At 63.4% G+C, this 22,742-nt stretch carries 21 protein-coding genes; 7 read left to right on the plus strand and 14 right to left on the minus strand.

The window, feature by feature from the left end; translation table 11 throughout:
- Positions 1–15: 15 nt before the first annotated feature.
- The 4 genes from AADX97_RS16735 to AADX97_RS16750 all read left to right on the plus strand — a co-directional run bounded on the left by AADX97_RS16735 (position 16) and on the right by AADX97_RS16750 (position 2,708).
- Positions 16–321: a hypothetical protein gene (locus AADX97_RS16735; RefSeq protein WP_374234833.1), complete on the plus strand. Its 306-nt coding sequence runs from the start codon at positions 16–18 to the stop codon at positions 319–321.
- Positions 322–411: 90 nt separating this feature from the next.
- Positions 412–660 (plus strand): hypothetical protein, encoded by a 249-nt coding sequence (locus AADX97_RS16740; RefSeq protein ID WP_374234832.1) that lies wholly within the window; start codon positions 412–414, stop codon positions 658–660.
- Between the two features lie 12 nt (positions 661–672).
- Positions 673–1,371 carry a response regulator transcription factor gene (locus AADX97_RS16745; RefSeq protein WP_374234831.1) on the plus strand — a complete coding sequence of 233 codons (699 nt, stop codon included), beginning with the start codon at positions 673–675 and terminating at the stop codon, positions 1,369–1,371.
- Entirely contained in the window at positions 1,371–2,708 is a 1,338-nt protein-coding gene (locus AADX97_RS16750; RefSeq protein WP_374234830.1) for an ATP-binding protein, read from the plus strand. Before AADX97_RS16745 ends, AADX97_RS16750 begins: the two co-directional genes overlap by 1 nt.
- Positions 2,709–2,718: 10 nt before the next feature.
- On the opposite strand, the gene galE is transcribed toward AADX97_RS16750, so the two are convergent.
- On the minus strand, positions 2,719–3,732 hold the full coding sequence (gene galE / locus AADX97_RS16755) for a UDP-glucose 4-epimerase GalE (RefSeq protein ID WP_374234829.1): 1,014 nt from the start codon (positions 3,730–3,732) through the stop codon (positions 2,719–2,721).
- A 663-nt stretch (positions 3,733–4,395) separates the two neighbouring features.
- Here galE and AADX97_RS16760 point away from each other — a divergent pair.
- Positions 4,396–7,923, plus strand: a complete 3,528-nt coding sequence (locus AADX97_RS16760) for a hypothetical protein (RefSeq protein ID WP_374234828.1) — start codon at positions 4,396–4,398, stop codon at positions 7,921–7,923.
- Positions 7,924–8,165: 242 nt separating this feature from the next.
- On the opposite strand, the gene AADX97_RS16765 is transcribed toward AADX97_RS16760, so the two are convergent.
- Positions 8,166–10,343 (minus strand): malate synthase G, encoded by a 2,178-nt coding sequence (locus AADX97_RS16765; protein WP_374234827.1) that lies wholly within the window; start codon positions 10,341–10,343, stop codon positions 8,166–8,168.
- Between the two features lie 548 nt (positions 10,344–10,891).
- Between AADX97_RS16765 and AADX97_RS16770 the strand changes: the two genes are divergently transcribed.
- Together AADX97_RS16770 and AADX97_RS16775 are read left to right on the plus strand one after the other, a co-directional pair.
- On the plus strand, positions 10,892–14,173 hold the full coding sequence (locus tag AADX97_RS16770) for an EAL domain-containing protein (protein ID WP_374234826.1): 3,282 nt from the start codon (positions 10,892–10,894) through the stop codon (positions 14,171–14,173).
- 42 nt (positions 14,174–14,215) lie between these two features.
- The gene (locus tag AADX97_RS16775) at positions 14,216–14,764 is read left to right on the plus strand and encodes a very short patch repair endonuclease (RefSeq protein WP_374234825.1); all 549 of its coding nucleotides are present in this window, start codon (positions 14,216–14,218) and stop codon (positions 14,762–14,764) included.
- Positions 14,765–14,809: 45 nt separating this feature from the next.
- Here the strand turns inward: AADX97_RS16775 and AADX97_RS16780 are convergent, their stop codons facing one another.
- From AADX97_RS16780 to AADX97_RS16835, 12 genes are all read right to left on the minus strand, one after another.
- Complete coding sequence (locus AADX97_RS16780) at positions 14,810–15,259, minus strand: restriction endonuclease subunit S (RefSeq protein WP_374234824.1); 450 nt, start codon at positions 15,257–15,259, stop codon at positions 14,810–14,812.
- Positions 15,256–15,480 carry a hypothetical protein gene (locus AADX97_RS16785; protein ID WP_374234823.1) on the minus strand — a complete coding sequence of 75 codons (225 nt, stop codon included), beginning with the start codon at positions 15,478–15,480 and terminating at the stop codon, positions 15,256–15,258. Before AADX97_RS16785 ends, AADX97_RS16780 begins: the two co-directional genes overlap by 4 nt.
- 454 nt (positions 15,481–15,934) lie before the next feature.
- Positions 15,935–16,183, minus strand: coding sequence for a hypothetical protein (locus tag AADX97_RS16790; RefSeq protein ID WP_374234822.1), 249 nt, complete (start codon positions 16,181–16,183; stop codon positions 15,935–15,937).
- 65 nt (positions 16,184–16,248) lie between these two features.
- Entirely contained in the window at positions 16,249–16,689 is a 441-nt protein-coding gene (locus AADX97_RS16795) for a DUF3418 domain-containing protein (protein ID WP_374238786.1), read from the minus strand.
- 98 nt (positions 16,690–16,787) lie between these two features.
- Positions 16,788–18,317 carry a DndE family protein gene (locus tag AADX97_RS16800; protein ID WP_374234820.1) on the minus strand — a complete coding sequence of 510 codons (1,530 nt, stop codon included), beginning with the start codon at positions 18,315–18,317 and terminating at the stop codon, positions 16,788–16,790.
- Positions 18,310–20,310, minus strand: coding sequence for a DNA sulfur modification protein DndD (gene dndD / locus AADX97_RS16805; protein ID WP_374234819.1), 2,001 nt, complete (start codon positions 20,308–20,310; stop codon positions 18,310–18,312). The genes AADX97_RS16800 and dndD overlap by 8 nt, the downstream gene beginning before the upstream one ends.
- Complete coding sequence (locus tag AADX97_RS16810) at positions 20,307–20,522, minus strand: hypothetical protein (protein WP_374234818.1); 216 nt, start codon at positions 20,520–20,522, stop codon at positions 20,307–20,309. The genes dndD and AADX97_RS16810 overlap by 4 nt, the downstream gene beginning before the upstream one ends.
- Positions 20,519–20,713 carry a DNA modification system-associated small protein gene (locus AADX97_RS16815; protein ID WP_325291757.1) on the minus strand — a complete coding sequence of 65 codons (195 nt, stop codon included), beginning with the start codon at positions 20,711–20,713 and terminating at the stop codon, positions 20,519–20,521. The genes AADX97_RS16810 and AADX97_RS16815 overlap by 4 nt, the downstream gene beginning before the upstream one ends.
- On the minus strand, positions 20,710–21,750 hold the full coding sequence (locus tag AADX97_RS16820; protein ID WP_374234817.1) for a virulence RhuM family protein: 1,041 nt from the start codon (positions 21,748–21,750) through the stop codon (positions 20,710–20,712). Before AADX97_RS16820 ends, AADX97_RS16815 begins: the two co-directional genes overlap by 4 nt.
- 2 nt (positions 21,751–21,752) lie before the next feature.
- On the minus strand, positions 21,753–22,103 hold the full coding sequence (locus AADX97_RS16825) for a DUF86 domain-containing protein (protein WP_374234816.1): 351 nt from the start codon (positions 22,101–22,103) through the stop codon (positions 21,753–21,755).
- Positions 22,093–22,401: a nucleotidyltransferase family protein gene (locus AADX97_RS16830; protein ID WP_374234815.1), complete on the minus strand. Its 309-nt coding sequence runs from the start codon at positions 22,399–22,401 to the stop codon at positions 22,093–22,095. Before AADX97_RS16830 ends, AADX97_RS16825 begins: the two co-directional genes overlap by 11 nt.
- Positions 22,389–22,619, minus strand: coding sequence for a hypothetical protein (locus tag AADX97_RS16835; protein WP_374234814.1), 231 nt, complete (start codon positions 22,617–22,619; stop codon positions 22,389–22,391). The genes AADX97_RS16830 and AADX97_RS16835 overlap by 13 nt, the downstream gene beginning before the upstream one ends.
- Positions 22,620–22,742: the final 123 nt, after the last annotated feature.

Genomic DNA, 22,742 nt, shown 5'->3' on the forward strand with positions numbered 1-22,742 from the left:
CGCTGGAGACGATCCATGAGCATCAGGCGCCGGAGGCTATTGATCCTGTCCGCTGTCGCTTTCGCGACCCTCGTTGTCGCGCCGGCGATCTCCCCCGCGCGGGAGCCTCCGGTGTGCGAGGGCCGCGACTGTCGGGAATGGCGCTGCGAACGCGGCCGGCCCTGTCAGCCCTACTCCCGCCGTTATCGCGCCGAGCGCGGCACCACAACCATCACGGCCCCGGAGTACGGCGGCCATGCCATTCGCGGCTATGTCCCTCCACGCTCGGTCATCCTGAGTCCGTCCGAGCCCGGCTACCGGAGCTACCGAAACCCGAGATAGTGCGTCGCGGCGCACGGATGCCTTTCGGCCCGACGGGCCGTCTGTGCTAGATTCACCCGCACCTGGAACGGATCCCGGAGCCACATAATCATGCGCCAGACCAGACTCGTCCTTGTCGCGTTGTTCCTCGTCGCCGGCGTCGCGATGACGGGGGCGGCGTGGGGCCGCGGCGACAAGTCGAGCCAAGGCCAGATGACCCCGTCCCAAGCGGAAGAGGCGGCACGTCGCCAGACCGGAGGCGGACGTGTCCTCTCCGTCAAACCCTCGGACGGCGGCTATCAGGTCAAGGTTCTGACCTCGTCGGGAGAGGTCAAATATGTCTTCGTTGCGGGCCGCTGAAGGGGGGAGCCTATGCATGTCTTGGTGATCGAGGACGAGGCGGAGCTGCGGCGCCAAATCATCGAGCGTCTCGCTCGCGAGGGCGCCATTGCGCAGGGCACCGGCGACGGTCGCGAAGGCTTGTACCTGGCGACCGAATACCCTTTCGACGCGGCCGTGATCGATCTCGGTCTGCCCGGGATGAGCGGGCTGGAGATCATCCGCAGCCTGCGTGCCGCCGAGAGTCTTCTGCCGATCCTGATCCTCACCGCCCGCGATCGCTGGCAGGACAAGGTGGAAGGTCTCGAGGCAGGCGCGGACGATTATCTCGCCAAGCCATTTCGAACCGAGGAGCTGTTGGCCCGACTGCGCGCCCTGATCCGCCGAACCAACGGGACGGCGTCTCGCGAGCTGCGCATCGGCCCGTTGCGCATGGATCTGGTCGCCCAGTCGGTCTGGATCCAGGAGCGCCCGACCGAGCTGACCGCCTACGAATACCGTCTCTTGGAGCAACTGGCGAGCGCCCGCGGCGGCGTCCTCTCCAAGCAAGCCTTGGCGGACCGGCTCTATCCACACGACGAGGATCGCGACAGCAACGTGATCGAGGTGCTGCTGGGCCGCCTGCGGCGCAAGCTCGACCCCGACGGCTCGCTCGCGCCGATCGAGACCTTGCGCGGTCGCGGCTACCGCCTTGCACTCGCAAGCGAGGACGGGCACCCGGGTTTCACCTGATGTCGCTTCGTGTGCGCGTCGTCGCCTCCGCCGCCGCGGTGCTCGCGGTTTTCATTCTGCTCACCAGCCTCGCCCTGGAGCGGGCCTTCCGAGACACCGCCGAATCCTCGCGCGAGGAGCGTCTCCTCGCGCAGATCTTCCTGCTCATGGCCGCAGCGGAGGCCGAGAACGACGGACTGGTCTTTCCCGACGCGCTCGCCGAGGCCCGCTTCAGACTGCCCGGATCAGGTCTCTATGCCCGTGTCTTCGACGGCGCCGACCGTCTGATTTGGGAATCCGACTCCGCGATCGGCATCCCCGAGCCCGGCCCCATGGCGCTTATGCCCGGCGAGAGACGTCTTGAGCTCCGGACCGACAGCAGAGGACAGGACTATCTGGTGGAAGGATTCGGCGTGTCCTGGGAAACCGGGGAGCTGCCTCGCCAATATGTGTTCGTGGTCGCCGAGGACATGGCCGCATTCAACGAGGAGGTCGGACGCTTTCGCGCAAGCCTCGCGGTCTGGCTCGGGGTGATGGCCCTGCTCATGTTGACGGCGCTCGTCCTGATCCTCGCCTGGGGGCTGGCCCCCTTGAGGCGCGTCAGTGCCGAGGTCGCCGCGATCGAGTCGGGTCAGCAGCACAAGATCCTCGGCCGCTATCCGACCGAGATCAGCGCCCTGACCGACAATCTGAACGGCTTGTTGGCCCATGAGCAGGCACGCCAGTTGCGCCTCGACAACGCACTCGGGGACCTCGCACACAGCCTCAAGACACCGCTCGCCGTGATGCGGGGCGCCGTCGGCGAAACCTTATCCGGACAGGACACGCGCGCGCTCATGGAGGAGCAGCTCGGGCGGATGGACAACATCGTTGCCCACCAACTGCAACGCGCCCGCACAGGTGCTGCGCCGGCGTCCAGACTCGCGCCGCCGGTGCCGATCGGGCGCGTCGCGGAACGTCTCCTGGCCTCGCTCGGAAAGGTCTATCGCGACAAGGGGGTCGAGGTCACGCTTGCGGTGTCGCATGAGTTGCAGATCAACGGCGTCGAAGGGGATCTGATGGAGATGCTCGGCAACCTGCTCGACAATGCCTTCAAGTGGTGTCGCCGCCGGGTCCACGTCGTCGCCATCATCGAGAAGCGGATGCTGGTGCTCGCCATCGAGGACGACGGGCCCGGCATCCGGCCGCAGGATGCGCAACGCCTCCTCGCGCGCGGGGCGCGCGCCGACGAGGCCGTGCCGGGCCACGGCATCGGCCTCGCCGTCGCCCGAGAGATCTGCGAGGCGTACGGGGGACGGCTCGACGTCGAATCATCGGCCCTCGGCGGGGCGAGGATCCGGCTGAATCTCCCGACGTGACCGACGTCAATCAGTCGCCGAATCCCTGCGGATTCTCGGACTGCCACCGCCAACTGTCCCGGACCATCTCGTCGATCCCGAGCTGCGCCTCCCAACCCAGCTCGGCCTTGGCGAGCGCCGGATCGGCATAGCAGGCGGCGATATCGCCGGGACGACGCACGACAATCTCGAAGGGAATCGGGCGGCCGCTCGCACGCGCGAAGGCATCGACCATCTCGAGCACGCTGTAGCCTCGCCCGGTCCCCAGGTTATAGGTCACCACTCCCGGCGCCGTCTCAAGCCGACGCAGCGCCGCGAGGTGGCCGCGCGCCAGGTCGACCACATGGATGTAATCGCGCACTCCGGTCCCGTCCGGGGTCGGATAGTCGTTGCCGAAGACACGCAGCCGCGGCAACTTGCCGATTGCGACCTGGGCGACATAGGGCATCAGGTTGTTCGGAATCCCGTTGGGGTCCTCGCCGATCCGCCCGCTCGGATGCGCGCCGACCGGATTGAAGTAGCGCAGCAGGGCGATGTTCCAGGCCCCGTCCGAGACGTGAAGATCGCGCAGGATCTCCTCGATGAAGAGCTTGGAGCGGCCGTAGGGATTGGTCGCCGAGAGCGGAAAACCTTCCCGGATCGGCACCGTCGCCGGATCCCCGTAGACGGTGGCCGATGAGCTGAAGACCAGGTTCTTCACCCCGGCCGACGCCATCGCCCGACAGAGGGTGATGGTCCCGCCGACGTTGTTCTCGTAGTAGTCAAGCGGGATCTCGACCGACTCCCCGACCGCCTTGAGTCCGGCAAAATGGATGACGGCATCGAAGGCGTCGTCCCGAAAGATCGCATCGAGCGCCTCGCGATCGCGCAGATCCGCCTTGATGAAGGTCGGCGTCCGGCCCGTGATCTCGCCGACCCGCCGCAGCGACTCCTCCTTGCTGTTGCAGAGATTGTCCACCACCACGACGTCCATGCCAGCGGTCAGCATCTCTAAGCAAGTATGGCTACCGATGTACCCCGCCCCGCCCGTTACTAGCACGCGCATCGTTATCACTCCATTGTCTGCTGTTGTTTGTTTGCTGTACTCGTTCGTCGTCCCCACGCGCCGGCCTCGAGTGTCGGAACACTCCGCGGCCTGCCGCGACGGAGTCGCGTCTTGCGCCTGGATCGGACCCTCACATGGTTGCCCAGCGAAGGTCAAGTGCTCCGAGCAACCCGCCCCAAGCTCCGCCTGGCCGTTTCTTGTATACCCGGTCGGTGCTTGCTCCGACCCGCCGATCTCGGGCGCCGCCGCCTGAGCCGCACCACGAAGGTGCGAATGAATTCGCACCTACGCGCCGGTCGTGCCTTTTCCGGAAACGGCCTTGAACGCCCCGCCGACGTTCGTCGCCGCACGGCGAGCACCCCGGGATCGTCGAGTTGCCGTCGACCTCTTCCCCCGGCCTGACGGCCAGCGGGCCCCGTCCAGCTCGACGATCCCGGTGCTTGTGCTCGGCGGCTGTCGGCCGGGGTCAGACTCCAACGCCGCGGCATCAATGGGGACTTGTTTGAAATCCGACACCCGATGCACGTAGGCGCCATCGGACAAGGGGTGCCCCACGTGGCGCCATTTGTGCTTAACTCTTGTGTAGAGTTCCGCCTCGCACGCTTTTCGCAACGACGAGCGCCTCGCCCGCGCGGCAGGCCCCGCCCAACAAAGGTCACCGACATGATCGATCCCATTCGCGAGCTTGGTCTCCATACCGGCGCGTCCGCCGCTCTGCCCGACGGGCCCTACGCATCGCTGTCGGCCGACGACCGTCAGAAGCTGCATCTCTACATCAACTTCAAGCTGATCTCCTCCGGTCAACCCTCCTGCGGGACACCGGCGACGGAGGACTTCATCGAGATCGCCCACGATCTGCTGCTGAGCTATCGCGAGAAGAACCGGCTCCTGTCGACCTACCACTGCCCGGTGGATCGACGGATCCAGGATTTCCTGGGGCGCTATTTCGAGGATCTGGAGCTGGATCGAATCCCGACCCTACCTTTTCAATCCTTCATCCTGGATCGCCACGGCCTGGCCCGCGAGCTTTCCGTCCCCGTCGACAGCGACGTCTTCACCTCGGACATCATCTCGAGCTATCGCGTCGCACAAGGCGTGCTGCACAACCCGGCGAGCGATCGGCGCACCACCGAGGGGTCTTTCCACGTCGCCGAGGGCGGATTGCCCATCCCGGGCGACAAGAAGGCGGTGCCCAAGGCGGTCTTCGCAAAGCTGCTCGAGGCCGCACTCGATCCGCCCGAGGACCTGCTGACCATCCCCTTCACGGCCAACCACAGCGAGCCGGCACGGATGTTCGTCTCGCTGCTGCTGCGCCCCTTGGTCTGCCCGGAGGTGCCCGGATTTCAGCCCGAGAAGAAGATGGAGATCCGCTTCTTCGCGCCGGGCAATCTGGTCTCCAACCTGGATTTTGTCGAGAGCATCTTCGGCAACGGCGGCAACCCCTATCTTGCCGACTTCGATGCCGCCTTGGACGTGGATCACTGGACCGGCCACACCGGCTGCGTCCTGCTCGCCCCGCACCTGACGCAACTCACCAAGCAGGCGCTTGGGCTGCCGCACCGTGACCATGCAACCGACCGCCAGCGTGCGGAGGGCATGTGTTGGAGCAATCCGGAGGAACGCTACAACGACGGCAATGCCTTCAAGATCACCGCTCGCGACGCCTCCGGGGTCATCGTCACCATCCTTGCGGACAACTATTTCGGCTATTGCAAGAAGGAAGTGAAGACCCAGGTCAGCTTCGCGGCGAACCTCTTCGGCCTGGCCGAGGAGGAGCACTCTGGCGGTGCTCTCGCGTTCCCGCGCTTCAACCACGGCGAGGAGTTCGGCGTGGACCAGTCCACGCGCGAGCCCGGCTATTCCTTTGCCGATGTGGCTGCGCGTTACGGCGCGATCATGGACCTGCAGCCGGAGGGCTACGGGATCGACAAACGCTTCCCGCAGGTCGTCTATGTCCCCCAGAAACTGCGCATGGATCTTCTCGCCCAGCGCATCACCTGGGATTACGAGGGCACGACCCGTACCATCCGGCTGCAGCCGGACAAGATCTACATCCAGCCCAACGGCTACAAGATCGAGATGCAGAAGCATCCTGGCGCTCCCTCCTGGCGTCTCATCGGCACGAAGGCGGAAGGGACCTTCTGTCACAAACCCTGCACCGTCTCGGGCGGCGGCAAGTCCGAAATCTCCAAGTCGCTCGAGGACGCAGTGCTCTACGGCCCCATCTTCGTCGACGATCTGAATCAGGATCTGGACCGGGTACAGGAGATCTTCGACCGCGATTACCGCGACCGCTTCCGTCCCGGTTTCGAGCACGAGGACCACGACGCCGGGCGCAAACCCTTGTCGCCGGAGCGCAGTCTGGGCTCGGTGATCAAGCTGCTGACCCCCTCGCCCAGTCACACGCGCGAGTACAACACCTGGCTAAAGATGATCCCCCCGCGCTTGCTGGCCCTGACCTTCATGATCAAGCGTCTCTACCGTCCGAGCTGGGGCGAGGCGTGGCGCGACCGCTTCTCGGTCGACGAGGTCGACGGTGCACCCGGGCACGAGCTCAAGGCATTCGGGCGGCGCATCGTGGCGACCTACCTGCGCGTCGGGTTCGATCTCGACAGCAAGTGGCGGACCTTCAAGCTGCGCCAAGACTTTATCGCTGCCGAGAAGATCCAGATGGAAGACGACATCACCGCTTCGGTCGTGGTCCCGCCGGGTGCGGTCAACGGATGCCGAGCCGCGGCTCGCGAGGGCGAGTACAGCCTCAAGCTCGCCCGAAACTGCGAGCACCGTCTGTTCCAGCGCCCCGACGATGCCATCATCCCGGGCTTCGACAAGCAGACCGAGCTCGAGATGGCGCAGAATGGCAACTTCATGGCCAACTACGAGCCGCTGGTCGGGCCGACGCTGGATGCGGTCATCGGCGACGTTCTGACCCTCTCGACCTTCACCGCACCCATGCGCGAGCGTCTCGAGCAGGCGGCGCGGGATGGCCTCGCCGTCGTCTCCTCCGCCCACCCGCGCCTGGTCGACGGCAAGCCGTCGAAGAACCCGCGCTACCTTCAGGTTCGCCCCGACCTCGTCAATCCGGTGCGCAGCTATGTCGCCGCGATGGGCGCGCGCTTCCACCGCAAGCTCCCCCTGGACATCCCGGTCTGCCACCCGGTCGACGCGGTCTTGACCGGACGGCGCAACAATCCGCCGGAGCCCGGTATCCGTGCGCTCGCGGTCTACAACCCGATCCACTACCAAGAGTTGCCCGAGCTCTTCATGGACTTCATCTGCTCGCTCACCGGCAAGTCCCCCTCCACGACCGGTGCCGGCAGCGAAGGGGCGCTGACCAAGGCGCCCTTCAATGCCGTGCGCCCGACGGTGGATCTCAATAACGCACTGGTGTCTTACATCCTCACCGGCTACGCCGGGTTCTCGAGCTCCGCCGGACACATCGGCCCGGACGTGAAGGTCTCGCACGACGTATCCCTGTTGATCCCGGAGATCTGGGCCCGTCTCACCGAGCAGGAGCGCGATCCGCAATACCTGATCGCAAACGACTATCTGGAGCCCCTTGAAGACTTCGAGTACCAGGGTCGTACCGTGCTGGCGAGTCGGCTCGGCTACCGCATCACCGAGCGCTTTGTCGCGCACTTCATGGGCAAGATCTTCGACAACCCACGCGCGGTCTTCACCTCGGCGATCCTGCGCCCGGAATCGCAAAGCCTGGAGGTCTTCGTGGACGGCATCGAGAACATCTGCGAGGCACAAGAACGCGTCGCCCGGCGCTATCTCGAGGACGGCAGCATCGAGGATGCCTGTCCGCCGCTCGCGGCCCTGCTCCACATCATGGCGGAGGGCCACTATCAGGGGCGAAAGGTCCACGACCCCGTGATTCGCAACCTCTTTAACCGCGCGTCCCTCTTGAGATCGGAATGGTATCGCGAACGTCTGCAGATCAAGCAACAGCGCGACATTCAGCTTGCTCGGAGGATGGTGTTGAACCTGCAGCAGTTCATGGATCTGCGCCACTACGCCGACGAGGCCGACCGTCTCGATGCCGCCGCGCGCCTGGAGCGCGCCAAGGCCGATCTGGCTCGGGTGCAGGGGCCCGCCTACCGCGATGCCTTGGTCGGCACCATCGGTGCGGATCCACTTGGGCCGGCTCGGGAGATCATGGTCGAGGCCGAGCGACAGGCCGCCTAGGGCGGGCATTCGGTCGCCGGAACCTGAATGCCGCAACGGGGACGCGTGTACCGATTCAATCCGATCGGCGACGTGGCCGGTCTGATCCGCGTGGCCGATCGCATGTCCCCCCCGGGGCAGTTGAAGGTGATTTCCGAGAAAGAATCCAACGACCAGTAGGGGCGAGCGACTTTAGTCGCCCCCTGCAGCCCCGACAGGTCTTGCAGACGTGCGCATTTAGAACGTTTATCCCCGGCGATCGCCTAATGCCCCTTGAGACGCCGGCGCATCGCGTGCAGGGTCGGCTCCGTATAGCCGTTCGGCGCCTCGCGACCCTTGAAGATCAGGTCCGAGGCGGCCTCGAATGCGATGCCTTCGAAGCCCGGAGCCATCGGGCGATACAGAGGATCACCGGCGTTCTGCGCATCGACGACGGCCGCCATCCGCTTGAGCGTCTCCATGACCTGCTCGCGCGAAACGATCCCGTGATGCAGCCAGTTGGCGACATGCTGGCTCGAGATCCGTAGGGTCGCGCGATCCTCCATCAAGCCGACGTTGGCGATATCGGGCACCTTCGAGCAGCCGACACCCTGATCCACCCAGCGCACCACATAGCCCAGGATGCCCTGACAGTTGTTGTCGAGCTCTTGCTGGATCTCCTCCGAGCTCCATGCGCACGCCGGGTCGAGTGGGATCTGCAGGATGGTATCCAGGCTGGCCCTTGGTCCGCTGGCGGCCAGCTCGGCTTGGATGGCGACCACATCGACCTGGTGGTAGTGCATCGCATGTAGGGTCGCGGCGGTCGGAGAGGGCACCCAGGCGCAGTTGGCGCCGGCCTTGGGGTGACCGGACTTGGTCTCGACCATGGCGCGCATCTCGTCGGGCATGGTCCACATCCCTTTGCCGATCTGGGCATGACCGCGCAGGCCGCAGGCGAGACCGACATCGACGTTCCAGTTCTCGTAGGCCAGCAGCCAGGGCGCGGTCTTCATGTCGCCTTTGCGCAGCACCGCGCCGGCCTCCATGTCGGTGTGGATCTCGTCGCCCGTGCGGTCCAGGAAGCCGGTGTTGATGAAGATGACCCGTTCGGAGGCCACCCGGATGCACTCCTTGAGGTTCAGGGTCGTGCGGCGCTCCTCGTCCATGATCCCGATCTTGATCGTATTGCGGGCGAGCCCGAGTGTATCTTCCACCCCCGCAAAGATGTCCACCGCGAGCTGAACCTCCTCGGGTCCGTGCATCTTCGGCTTGACGATATAGACGCTGCCCGTGCGCGAGTTGCGACGGGCCCCATAATTGGGATGGATGTCGTGCATGGCGCAGGCCACCGTGACCAGGGCGTCGAGCATGCCCTCCGGGATCTCATTGCCGTCGGCATCCAGCACGGCATCCGTGGTCATCAGATGTCCGACGTTTCGCACCAGCATAAGCGAGCGGCCGGGCAGGGTCAGCGTGCCGCCGAGCGGGGTGCGGTAGGTCCGGTCATCTTCCAGGGCGCGATCGACAGGCTTGCCGCCCTTCTGGAAACGGGCGGTGAGGTCGCCCTTCATGAGGCCCAGCCAGTTGCGATAGACCGCGACCTTGTCTTCGGTATCGACGGCGGCGACCGAGTCCTCGCAATCCTGGATGCTGGTGATGGCCGATTCCAGCAAAAGATCGGCCACGCCGGCTGGGCTGTCGCGGCCGACCTGATGCCCGTGATCGATCCGGATCTCGATGTGCAGTCCATGGTTGACCAGCAGGACGGCATCCGGCTTCTCCGGGGTGCCCAGATAGCCGACGAACTGACCGGGCTCCGCCAGCATGGTTTGGCTATTGTCCGGCAAGAAGACGACCAGCTTGCCGTCCTCGATCCGATAGCCGCAGGACTCCCCGTGCGAACCGCGGTTCAGCGGTGCGGCCTCGTCGAGGAAGGCGGCGGCGCGGGCGATGACCTCGGAGCCGCGCTTGGGGTTATAGGTCTTGCCGCGCTCCATCCCGTCGGCGTCCGGGATCACATCCGTCCCGTAGAGCGCGTCGTAGAGACTGCCCCAGCGGGCATTCGCGGCGTTGAGTGCGTAACGCGCGTTGCTCACCGGCACCACGAGCTGCGGACCGGCGATCTCGGCGATCTCGGGGTCGACGTTCGCCGTGGTGACGCCGAAACTCGGCCCCACGGGGACGAGGTAGCCGATGTCGGACAGGAAGGCACGGTAGGCGCCCTGATCCGGCGTCCGGCCGCGATGCTCGAGATGCCAGGCATCAATGCGCGACTGCAAGGCGTCGCGTTGATCCAGCAGCTCGCGGTTGCGCGGCGCGAGCTTACGCACCATTGACGCGAAGGCGCCCCAGAGTTGATTCGGGTCGATCCCGGTGCCCGCGAGCACCTCGCCTCCGACCAGCTCGTAGAGCGGTTTGGCGATCTTTAAGCCGCCCACGTCCACGTGTTCCGTCCTAGTCATCTGCATCTTGGGTCTCCATCCCTCGTTTCGAGAGGGCCGTCTCAGTGGTGTTGGGATTCTGCGGATCGTAAGAGGGCGCCGCATCCACGCCGGCCATCGTTACCATCCGATCTCGAGTCATCGACCGGAATGCCTTGATCGCAAGGATGTCGCAGCTCGGATGCAGGGTCGGGGTCGGATGCGGGGCTCAGTACTGATCGTTGAAAGATTCTCACGGAGTCGCTTGACGCATGGAGGATCAGAGTTCTGTCCAGCATCCGTTCCATGTCTCCGTGTGAGGCTTTCCAAGCTGGAACCGATGTGCCAGCCTTGACGTACTGATAAGCCGAGAGGGTATGGGTCATGCGACTGGAGCCTCACTTGCAACTACACTAAGATGGCGTGCTTGCTCCAACGCGGCAAGTTTAATCTGATGAATTTTGTCAAGTGAGAGCATTTGTCCCGGCAATGCTTGTTTCGTGACCTATGCGGCAAACGCTCGGGCCTAGGGATCAGGTCGGGGAGCGCCCGGACGCCCGCCACAGGGCGGCCATGAGCCGAGGAAACCGATGAAACAGCTCTTTCGGTGGTCGCCAGCCCTGCGTATCACCCTCACCTATGTAGGCTTTTCGCTGGTCTGGATCGTCGTCTCGGATTGGCTGTTGTCGCGGGGTGCGGCCGACTCCAGGGTTCAGCTTTGGCTAAGCATGTTCAAAGGATGGCTGTTCATTGCCGTGACGGCCGGCCTGCTATACCTGCTGCTGCAGCGTCGGACCGACCGGCCTGACGACACGGCCGAAGAGCCGGTCAAGCCCGGTCGTCTACTGTTGACCTTCGTCGGTCTCGTCTGTCTGGTACCTCTGCTCAGCTTCGGCATTGGCCTCATCCATGGTCCGCAACTCAAGCACCAGGCCTACGAGAACCTGGAGGCGATCGCCGCGCTCAAGGCCAATCAACTGGAGCAGTGGATGGCCGTTCGTGTTGCGGACGGGAACCTGCTCGCATCCGATGCCGCCTTCGCCCGGCGTCTCGACGCACTGCTGCGCGAGCGCGAAGCCGATCCACTGCTGGCCAATGACATCTCGGGCCGACTCGCCGCGCTGGCGGCTGCTCGCGACTACGAAGGCATCCTGATTCTCGATGCGGAGGGGCGGCGATTCTTGACCCTCGGCGAGACGCACGCGCCGCACGAGGCGTTTCCGGAGCTGATCGCTCGTGCGGGGGCCGAAGGACGGATCGTGCACAGCGGTCTACACCGCGGCGAGGACGGTGCCTATCATCTCGATTGGGCGGTGCCGATCTCGGTCATCGAGAACGGGACACGCCGAGCCGTCGCGACCCTTGTGCTGCACACGGATCCCGCGGCATTCTTCTTTCCGCTCTTTCGCATTTGGCCGACCTCCAGCATGAGCGCAGAGACCCTTTTGGTCGCGAGGGTCGGTGAGGATGCCGAGTTTCTGACCGCCGCCAGGCATGACGACTGGTCGCCGCTCGGTCATCGGGTGCCCTTGTCTGCGGCGTTGCCGGCAACCGATGCGCTTGCACGGACCGCGATCACCGGACAGGTCCCCGGGGTCGACTATCGGGGCGTGCCCGTGCTGGCCGTTTACCGCCAGATCGCGGGGACCGAGTGGCGTCTCATCGCCAAGATCGATCGTGACGAGGTGATGGCCCCGCTGACGATCCTGGTTTTTTGGATCGGCCTGCTTGCCTTCTTCGCGCTTGTGGTGCTCGGTATTGTCTGGGGTCTGACCCGGCGTCTGCAGCAGCGCGCCCATCGCCTGGAGATGGCGGCGCAGGCCGCGCTGAAGGACCGGCTGTTGATGAAGTTCTTCGAACTGCCGTTCGTGGGTATGGCGATCACCTCGCCGCAGACCAAACGTTGGACTCGCTTCAATGATCGGCTCTGCGAGATCTTCGGTTACGCGCGCGAAGAGTTGGCCGATATAACCTGGCTCGATTTGACTTATCCGCCGGATCGCGAGTCGGATCTGGCTGCGATCGAGCGGGTATTGGCCGGGCAGTCGGACGGCTACGCGATGGAAAAGCGCTTCGTGCGCAAGGACGGGCGGATCGTCCAGACCAAAATCGATGTCCGCGCCGTGCGGCACGACGACGGGACCGTCGACCATTTCGTCGCCACCATCGACGACATCACCGAGCGCAAACGCCAGGAAGAACGCCTGCGACTGGCCGCGGTGCTCTTCGAGAATACGCGCGAGGGTGTCGTAGTGACGGATCGCGACACGCACATCCTCCAGGTCAACAAGGCGTTCGTCGATCTGACGGGCTATCGTGAAGACGAGGCGATCGGACGGACCCCGGCCCTTCTTCGATCGGATCGTCACGACGCCGCATTTTTCGACGCCATGTGGCGGCGTATCCAGACAACCGACCACTGGCAGGGCGAGCTCTGGAACCGGCGCAAGAACGGCGAGCTCTATCCGGTGTTGCTCAACATCAGCGCGGTCAAGGACGACGCGGGGCGGGTCGTTCAATATGTCGGCGCCTTCTCGGATCTGTCGCGGCTGAAAGAGTCCGAGTCGCGGTTGGATTTTCTGGTCCATCACGATTCTCTGACCGAGCTGCCTAATCGTCTTCTGCTCGTCTCGCGCCTGGATCATGCGATCGAGGTGGCGGCACGTGAAGGCCAGTTCGTGGCACTGCTGCTGCTGGATCTCGACCGCTTCAAGGATGTCAACGACAGCTTCGGTCATCCCGCAGGCGATGATTTGCTGCGACAGGCGGCGCGGCGTCTCGGCGGTTGTCTGGCTCCCGCCGATACCTTGGCGCGGCTCGGCGGGGACGAGTTCGGGATTTTGCTCGAAGACATCGTCGATCCGCAGGACGCCGCCCGCGTCGCCGAGCGGCTGCTTGCGGCCCTCGGCGAAACCGCCGGACTGCCCGACGGCAGCGAGGTGCATATCGGCGCCAGCATCGGCATCAGCATCTTCGAGGGGCACAACGAGGACGCCGGGGAGATGCTGCGTCAAGCCGATGCAGCCCTCTATCGGGCGAAGGCGGGCGGACGCAGTCGCTTTGATTTCTATACCGAGGATCTGACCCGCAGTGCGCGGCTGCGCGTTGAGACCGAGCGGCGGCTGCGCTGTGCTTTGGCCGAGGGCCAACTGGTCGCGCATTATCAACCTCAGGTCGAGATCGCCACCGGACGCGTGATCGGTGTGGAGGCGTTGGTGCGCTGGCGCGATCCCGAGCGCGGCCTGATCCCGCCCGGTGAGTTCATCCCGCTCGCCGAAGAGACGGGTCTAATCGGAGCCCTCGGCGAGTGGGTGCTGCACGAGGCTTGCCGCCAAGGCGTCCTCTGGATCGAGGCCGGCATCGCCCCCTTGGTCGTCGCGGTCAACCTCTCGGCGCATCAGCTGCGTCAAGGCGACATCGTCGAGTCTGTTGCGCGCGTGCTTCGCCAAACCGGTTTTCCGGCCGAGCGGCTTGAGCTCGAGCTCACCGAGAGCGCCCTGATGGAGCGCGAGGGCGATACGGCAGGTGTCCTCGACCGTCTGCGCGTGCAGGGCATCCGCATGGCGGTCGACGACTTCGGAACCGGCTATTCCTCCTTCGCCTATCTGCGCCGATTCCATCTGGACGTGCTCAAGATCGACAAGCGCTTCATCGACGAGATCGACCAACAGCCGGACGCCCGCACCATCGTCGATGCCATCATCGCCATGGGGCACGCGCTTGGTCTGAAGGTCTTGGCCGAGGGCGTCGAAACCCAAACCCAGCTCGACATCCTGCGCATCCAAGGCTGCGATCTCTTCCAAGGCTACCTCAAGAGTCGCCCGTTGGAGGCGGATACCGTCACCGCGCTGCTACGCACCGATGCGGGTTGATCCTGGGCTCTGCGGGGCGCGACCCGACGGCCGACCCGTCCGATGACGGATAAGCTCACCCCTGCCGAGCGCTCGTGCCTCATGGCTCGGGTCGTCGGCAAGGACACCAAGCCCGAATGGATCCTGCGCTCCGCGCTACACCGGCTCGGGTTTCGCTATCGACTGGGCGGCGGCGGCCTGCCGGGCCGTCCGGACCTGATCCTGCCCAAATATCGCGCCGTCGTCTTCGTGCACGGCTGTTTCTGGCATCGCCATGCCGACTGCAAACGCGCGACCTTGCCGCGGACCAACGCCGCCTTCTGGAAAGAGAAGCTCGATCGCAACGTCGCGCGCGACGCCGAAGCCGTCGCTGCACTCGAGGCATCGGGCTGGAAGGTCATCGTGGTCTGGGAATGTGAGCTGTATCGCGATCCGGTGGCGGTTGCCTCTCGCGTGGTTGCAGCATTGACCGAGGGAGCTGCCGAGCTGGAGGATTTCGGGTACGACCTCGGAACGCTCGATGCCCGCCGGTTACTCCGGGTCGCCGAAGAGAAGCGACGCTATCGGATCGGCCCCAAGCACCTCGACGAGGATACGGATCAAGAAGGGTAAATGCGTCGAGCCATGCGACTTGATTGAGATTGACCATCGTCGTGCCTACTGAAGAGTCCTCGATGGCTGAGAAGACCCGTGGACTCGAAAGTACGCGCTGCAAAATTCCAAATCGGTATGCAGCGGTCGAACGATCATTGATCCCGTTCCGCACAACCATCCCAATTGAAACTCTTGAACGACGGCACACCTCCCCATTTCTCCCCGACGACCAATGACAATCTCGCAGGGCTTCAATCGAAAGTCGGAAAGGTTTTTCGCTGCTTGCTCCGTGATGGTCATCGTTCGAGTTGGTTCAATCTTGCCATCGACGACGTGCATCGGATTGACGATCGGAATGCCATCGTTGGTATAGCCGGATTTATTGAGTGCGCTCCCGAATGGCCCTGTGCGAAACGCCGCAATCTCCCCCAACCGCTTCACGTCCCAATCCTCCGGAATCACCCCCACCTGACTCGGCTTGTACCCCGGCGGGATTGCTGCTGTGCCGCTCATGCCGAAAGTCCCTGCTGCATGATCAGCCGGAGAATCCCGCCGAGCGTCTCCTGATCGCTCTGAATCAGAGCGCCCAGTCGTCGTCGGATAAGGGATTGCTCCGCTGTGAAAATGAGCGGCTTGAACAAGGATGGCTTCAGTAATCCAGCCGTTTTCCAGCCATCGATCAGCGCTTCGCCATAGCCCAGCGGGGCGCGCATCTGACTGGTGATCGCCAGCAAGATGCAATCGGGATGCGCCTGCTGTAGGCAGCCGGACTGACGATCACGGCGGGGCGTTGCTTGCTCTCCGTCAGGTTGCTGAAAGGAAACGGCACTAGCACGACATCGCCAAACCTATAACTGGTCATAGGCGGCATCGTCTGCGTTGTTCCAGATCTTCTCTAGTGCCGGCTCCGAAAGACGCGAGATGGCGCTGGTTTCGCTCTCATCGGGCAGTAACAGCAATAGACGCGCTGTCTTCACGGTAGGCGTTGATGTAGCTCGCGGTTGCAATGGGATTGAGCCGTTCCCCCTGCGGCAGGCGGCGGCTTCCGTCATCCTTAGAGGCGCTGGAATTTCTTGATCAGGTTGTTGAGGCGTTTGCTTATGGCTGAAACCCCATCGTCTTCAAATGCTCATCCACCCGCGCCCCCAGCGTCGCCACCTCGTCGGTAGGCCGAGGCAGCGGCGTGGCCTAGCGTTCGGCCAGTTCGCGGATGCGGGAGGTCAAGGTCTGCGAGACGCGATCAAGCTCGCCCTGCATTGCGGCTTCGATGCGGGTCATCCATTTGTCGACCACCACCAGGGTCTTGATTTCGGAATCGGTGAGCTTGGAATAGTGCCCGTAGGCCAGCGCGTCGAGCGCGGTCTCCTGTTCCCTGACGGCGCGCTTCAGCGCCGTCTCGCGCTCGGCGAGCTCCAACCAGCGTTTGAGCACGGCCATTTCGTCCTTCGCCTCCCTGTCGGCCTTGATCTCCTTGAGTCGGGCGTTGACCTCGGCCTTGGCGATCAGCGGATCTCCTCCAGACGCGCGTCTTCGCGTCCGGCCTTGCGGGCAGCGGCGGTGCGGTCGCGCCAGCGGCTCAGGAGCTCGGCCATGACGGTCATCTGCTCGCGGTCGCGTCCGGGGGCGTGGGCGAGCTTGTCGAGACGCTGCTCGGCGGCCTTGAGATACCGCGGGTACTGCTTGAGCCGGACGAAGGGGATCTGTTGGAAGAAGCCCCGGAAGATCAGTGCATCGAGCTGATCACGCAAGTCCTGCGTCGTCGGCTGCCAGTTGACCTGGGTGATGGCGGCGAGGCGTTGGCGCAGGGACTGAAAGGCGGCGAGGATCTCGGTGAGCCCCTGCGCCAAGGGTCGAACCACCGGGGACGAGCCTCTCGCGAGCGCGGCAATGACCCCTTGTGCCAGGCGCGCGGCGGTACCGGGGACTGGACCAAGCAAATGCAATGATCGGTGACTTTAAAATCATCCCTAAACACCCAACCCGCCTATTACTTACAGCAACCCCCGCTGGCAAACGAATCGTCTGGGAAGTCACACTGCGGTCAGGAATAACTCTTGTAAAACGCCTCGGCTGTAAACTTGACAAACTCTTCGGTCTTCTCGGGACTGCGCGCAATGACCTGCCAAGGTTCCAGTCGAGAAATCTCAGTCTGAAGATCCTTCGCCGTCTTGCTGCTGCAACCAAGAATGTCCTGCACCGACCCGGCGGCCACGCCATCGCACTGGAAGATATAGGCGAACTCCAGCAACTCCTGGAAGTTGAAGAATTTCTGCTGGTAGTCGTTGGGCGACTGGCTGGCGAAGAAGACCACGACACCCTTCGAGCGCCCTTCGCGAATGATTCGCTGTAGAAAAATGTTCTTCTGGCCGAGATAGTTGTGCGCCTCGTCGATCACCAGGATGGACCGGATGGTCCTTCGACCCTCGGTCACCGGGCTGTCGGGCAGGGTCGTCATCTCCTTGTAAAGCCGCTCGATGACGAGATAGCCGACCAACTCCTTCAGTACCGGCATGGCATGCAGATCGATCAACATCGTACGGTTCGACACCCGGTCCATCGGTGCGCCTTCGCTGCCATGACGCCAGAACAGCTCGAAATCGGACAGATCGCGCAAGACCTCGATGAGGCTGTCGTCTTTCTTGCCGTCGGCCTCATAGGCGAGCGCCGCAAGTTCGAGGACATCCGGAAAATCCGGGTACGGCGCGGCCGACCCGGCGCGCTTGGCGTAAGCCGCTCGGATGGCATCCGTCAGCGCCCCTTTCTGCACGACACCGAGCTTGCTGTTGATCGACGCGAAGCTCTCGGCCTTCTCGCGCGCCGAGACATTGATCGTCTGCTCGTCATAGGCAGGCAGGATGAAGGGATTGATCGGCAGACTTTGCCCGCCTTGCAGCAGGCGGAAAGGCTGCACCCGCGCCAGTTCCAGGAACCGGGCGTTGTCGACCACGTCGCCCTTGTAGTCGAAATAGATGAAGTTCGTCTGATAGTTGGACTGGACGCGGATATCCGTCAGCAGCTTCAGCAGGAACTGCGTCTTGCCGACGCCGGGTTTTCCCATGATGGCCAAGTGCGAGTTGGCGTGCTTGGCCGTATTGTTGAGCTCCATGACGAGCTCGTTGCGCTGCAACAGGGTGCGGCCAATGAAGATGTCGAGCCCACTGCCGAGTTGCTCGCGCCGACCGGCGAATTCCACCTCGTCGACAAGGCTACGAATCAACCCCTCGCCACTGCGCCCGGTCTCCTGGAAGATCCGCGCCAAGAGCACGGCACCGCTGTCGATATGGTTCTTGATGACGGAACGGTTCGAGAAAAACTCATCCTCGCTGAAATCCCGCCGGCCGTAGGTGTAGGCGATCAACGACCGGATGAATGCCTCATCCTCACCGACAAAGGTCGGCCGTTTCATCTCGCCGCCGCTGAAGCTGACGCTGGGCACGACGCCCGTGCCTTCTTTCACCAGCGACAGCGTGAAGGCGATGCGCGCCAGGGTGGCCTTTTCGAGCTTGGTCTCCAAACGCAGCGCGCTCAAGACCTCATCGGCGTCGCTCGATGTGTAGAGGCGGTCAGCCATGACCTTTCTCCCAGAAGTAACCCTGTCGGATGGTCGTCAATTCCTGCCTTTGGTCGTATTCCAGGCTCGCCGCGCCACTCAGTCGCGGTTTAAGGGACCGGTAATAGTTGCTGTCGACTTCGGTGTCGGTCGAGAGAATGATCACCTGCTCGCCAGCATTGGGGAAATAGTTGTTCACAATGTTGTCGCGGTGCGTGCTGTCCAGGCGCGAGAGCGGCGTATCGATGATGATCGGCAGCTTCAGCTCGCTGGTTTGCGCCAGGCCCCACAGGAGCGACACGGCGAATACCTCCTTTTCCCCCGCCGAGAGGGCCGACTTGCGGATCTCATGACCATTGCGGTCGTTGATCCTGATCTCGTAGGTCTTGTCGTCGATGGTGATGTCCTTGATCAATCCGCTCCGGCTGGAAAGTAGCCGGTACATCTCGAAGGTCTTTTCCTGAAGCAGATGCACCTTGTTCTTGCGAAGGCGCACGACGAACTGATTCAGGACGCTGGCAATGTTGTCGCATTCCTCGATGAAGTCCGCCTTCTCCTTCGAGACATGGTGCTTTTCATAAAGCTTCTCGATCTCCAACTCAATCTCGCGGATTCGCTTGTCGAGCCCGAGGATATCCTCCTCGACCAGCCGAAGCTGCTCGGTCTTACGCCCGATCTGGGTCGAGCCGCTTTCCATCGTGCTCTGTAGCTCATCGAACAGATCCCGCTCGGTCGGCGTCAGACCACCGACCTGGGTCGTGCCTTCGAGCTGTTGGATCTGGGTCTTCAGGCCCATTGCCTCGTCGAGCAGCGGCTTGATCAGGAAGACATCACTGCTCTCCAGCGACTCCATGCGGTTCAGGACCCGCGCCGCCTCGCGGTCCGACAGATCCAGGATCTTGACGACATCCGTCGCCGGATCGCCTTCTTTGAGCAGACGGTAGATGCGTCGCTCCAGCTCGGTCATCCGCTCGGGCGAGAGCGTTTCGCTGAAGATCGGCTCCGGCTCCTCGACCACGCGCACGATGCGTTTGGCCAAATCGGCCGCATGCTCGCGGATTGCCTCGCCGCTGGCCGATTCCCGCTCCGTCTCGATTTGACGCCGGATGCCGTCGAACAGCTTCCCCGCGAGACTGAAGGGCAGCGCCTTCTCGGAGAGCGCGCGAATCTCGCTTTCCACCTGCGCCAACCGATTGGCGACATAGACGCGCTTCTTCTCCTGCTCACGCAGTGCCTCGCGCGACTCCGGAGCAACTTGGAAGGCCGCTTCGAAGCGCTTCTTGGCATCGTCCAGCTGTGTCTTGAAGCCGTCCAGCTCCACCTTCAGGTCGTCGCGTTCCTTGTGCTTGCGCGCCAGCTTGCTCTTCTCGCGCTTTAGCTCACTCTGTTTGAAGTCCAGATCCTCATCGGAGATCTCGACAAAACCCTTCCGTTCGTCCTGCTTGATGTAGATGATGTCGCTCGCCAGACGGTTGATGTACTGGATTCCCAGCGCCGCCTCCAGCGAGGTCTTCAGCCGCACCTCGGAATGGTCATCCGCCGCGATCTCCTGGATCTTTTCGCCGTCGAAGAAGAAGAACTGGGTGATCCCCGGCGGGATCGCCGCGCGGATGAAATCCTGCCACAGCTCCTGGTTCTGCACCGATACTCGCTTGCCGTCGCGCACCACCACGAGCCGCTCGGTCAGATCACGCGGACGCGGTTCGCTCACCGCGCCGGCCGTCCAGGAGCGCTTGACTACCAGCTCCGAGCCGTCATCCATCTCTATGACCAGCTCGAAGGCCACGTTGGCGTTGCCCTTGGCCTTCTCGCGCCGGTTGATATTGCGATGGATATCCTCCGCCTTGCCGCCATAGAGGCAGTAGGTTACCGCCTCCATGATCGAGGTCTTGCCCGCCCCGTTCATGCCGCCGATCAGGAAGATGCTGCGACCGTCCCCGCCGACCGGGAACTCAAGCTCGGTCGGGAACTGGAAGGATTTGTAGTTCTCGATGGTGAGCTTGCGAAATTTCATCTCTTATCCTCTCCGAGCTCCCATGTTCCTCTCGGCGAATCAGCACGCAGCGTTCCGTCCTGAACCATCCGATAACGCTCCCACTTGGCGTTGTTCTGCCAGGCATATTCACGCGTGGAATCACGCCATTCCAGGTCGCCCGGCAACAGTTTCCCATCCAATTGTCGCCCCATTTCCTCGACGAAGCGGTCAATCTCGTCGGGCTCGCTCATCTCGCGCTATCCATGCCATCCGAAAGACTGCTCTTGAGAATCTCACGCAATGCGTCATAAACCCCGGTGCGGCGGTCCTTCAGCTCGTACTCCCGCACGGTCTCCAGCAGCTTCAACACCTTATCCAGACTCACCCCGTGCTGTTCGCACAGCTCCCGGAGCAGTTGCTGATCGTCATCGGCCAGTGTCATGAAGGCTTCTCCTTGTTTCCGGCGGGGAGACGCTCGATCAATCTGTCGAAGTCGCTCCCGGCGCGATCCTGCTCGGCGATCCGCCGTTGGTGGAACCTCTCGTACTCGTCTTCCGCCCGCTGCTGCGCCATCTGGTGCGAGATCTTGCCTGCATGGGTCAGGATCTCACGGTCGTTGATGTTCAGGAAAGCGTCGAGCTTGCTGATCCAGTCGCCCATGTGCATCGGGATGCGGCGCATCGCCTGGCCCTCGGCGAAGATCAGGTATTGCTCGACCAGGTTGTTCAGGGCCGCCAGCTCGTCTTCGTTCAGATAGTTCTTGGCGATGCTCACGTCCTGCTTACCCACCTTGGCCCCGCGATAGTTGGTCAGGCCCATGTTGGGCTGGTCGGCATCGGCGCGGCTGTGGACGATCTCGGCGGCGGTCTGGCCGGTGATGGCCCAGTGCATCTTGTTCTGCACCGTCTGAAAGAAGCGGATGCTGATGTCCAGCGTCGGGTCGTAGTCGATGCTGGTGGCGTAGACGTCGGTGATCTTCTGGTAGAAGCGCCGCTCCGAGGTGCGGATATCCTGGATGCGGCGGGTCAGTTCATCGAAATAGTCGAAGGGTTGATCCGGATTCTTCAGGCGCTCGTCGTCGAGCGTGAAGCCCTTGATGATGTACTCCTTCAGGCGCTGGGTGGCCCAGATCCGGAACCGGCTGGCCACATGGCTCTTCACCCGATAGCCGACCGAGATGATCATGTCGAGGTTGTAGTGGTCGAGGTTGCGCTGCACCTCGCGCCCCCCCTCCTGGCGAACCGACAAGAATTTCTTGTTGGTTGCCTCCGGGGCCAACTCTCCCTCGTCGTAGACGTTGCGGATGTGCTGGCTGATGTTCTGCTGTGTCGTCTGAAACAAATCAGCCATCAGCGGCTGCGTCAGCCAAACGGTCTCATCCGCCAACCGCACATCGATCTTGATGCGCCCGTCCTCGGCCGTGTAGACCAGGAACTGGCCCCTGGCATCTTCGGGGACTCGCTGGTGGTCCTTGGCCAACGTCAATCCTCCCCCAGTTCGGTCAAGAGATCCTGCACGGTGCTACCCAAGGTCGGCAGGGCCGTCTGGATCGTCGCCCACACCCGTTCATGCGCAATCGCCGCGTAACCGTGGATCAACTGGTTCCGGAAGGCGACGATCTCGGGCAGACGCGGGATGCGCGCGGCCAGCATCGGGTCGAGTTTCGCGAGCTGGTTGAGAGCCTCGCCGATGATCTCGAATTTGCGCTCCACGGCGGAATGCACCAGGGCGCTTGCGACATAGGCCGACAGATCCAGACCGGCGACGAAACCCTGAATGTCCGTGACGGCTTCGCGGACATCCCACAGATAGGCGCGCGGGTCACGCGGCATAGACCAGCTCCCGTGTCCGTTCGATGTCGGCGCGCACGTAGGGGTTGCGCACGGCCGGGTATTCCACCAGATCGACGCCTCGCCCGAGCAGGCGTTCCAATTCGGTTCGGACGCTGAACCAGCCGCCCAGATCGGCCTGGGCATCGGGGGCAAACTCCACGAGGAAGTCGGCATCGCTGCGCTCTGGATCGAAATCCGCGCCGCGCGCGGCGGAGCCGAAGACCTCCAGCCTTCGCACCTGGTAGCGCCGGCAGATGTTGGCGATGGCGGGGCGCTGGGCGGCAATCACGGGGTGCATCGTGACGTTTCCGGCACCTGACCGACTCGCCCATCCCGCACGGCGTCGACCTCCGCGGCGATCTCGGCATCCGTGAGCGTCGCGGCTCCCGGCAGCGACTGAGTGTCCTTGAACAGATCCCGGAACCGTGCAGCGAGCACGGCTCCTTCCTCGTCCTCGCAAATCCGCGCCACCTCCCCCGATGCTGGAATGGTGAGACCGCCTTTATGTCGAAGCATGCTCGTCTCTCGATTCATTCGTCGTTGGCGGATACTCGTACTTGATGACCCCATCCTCGGAGTAGAGCTTGACCCGTTAGCCCATTTCGCGCCACTTGGGGATGTGGCGGGGATAACGCCGAC

This window comes from Thiocapsa sp. C2-2m (assembly GCF_041903745.1).
GTDB lineage: Bacteria > Pseudomonadota > Gammaproteobacteria > Chromatiales > Chromatiaceae > Thiocapsa > Thiocapsa roseilacustris.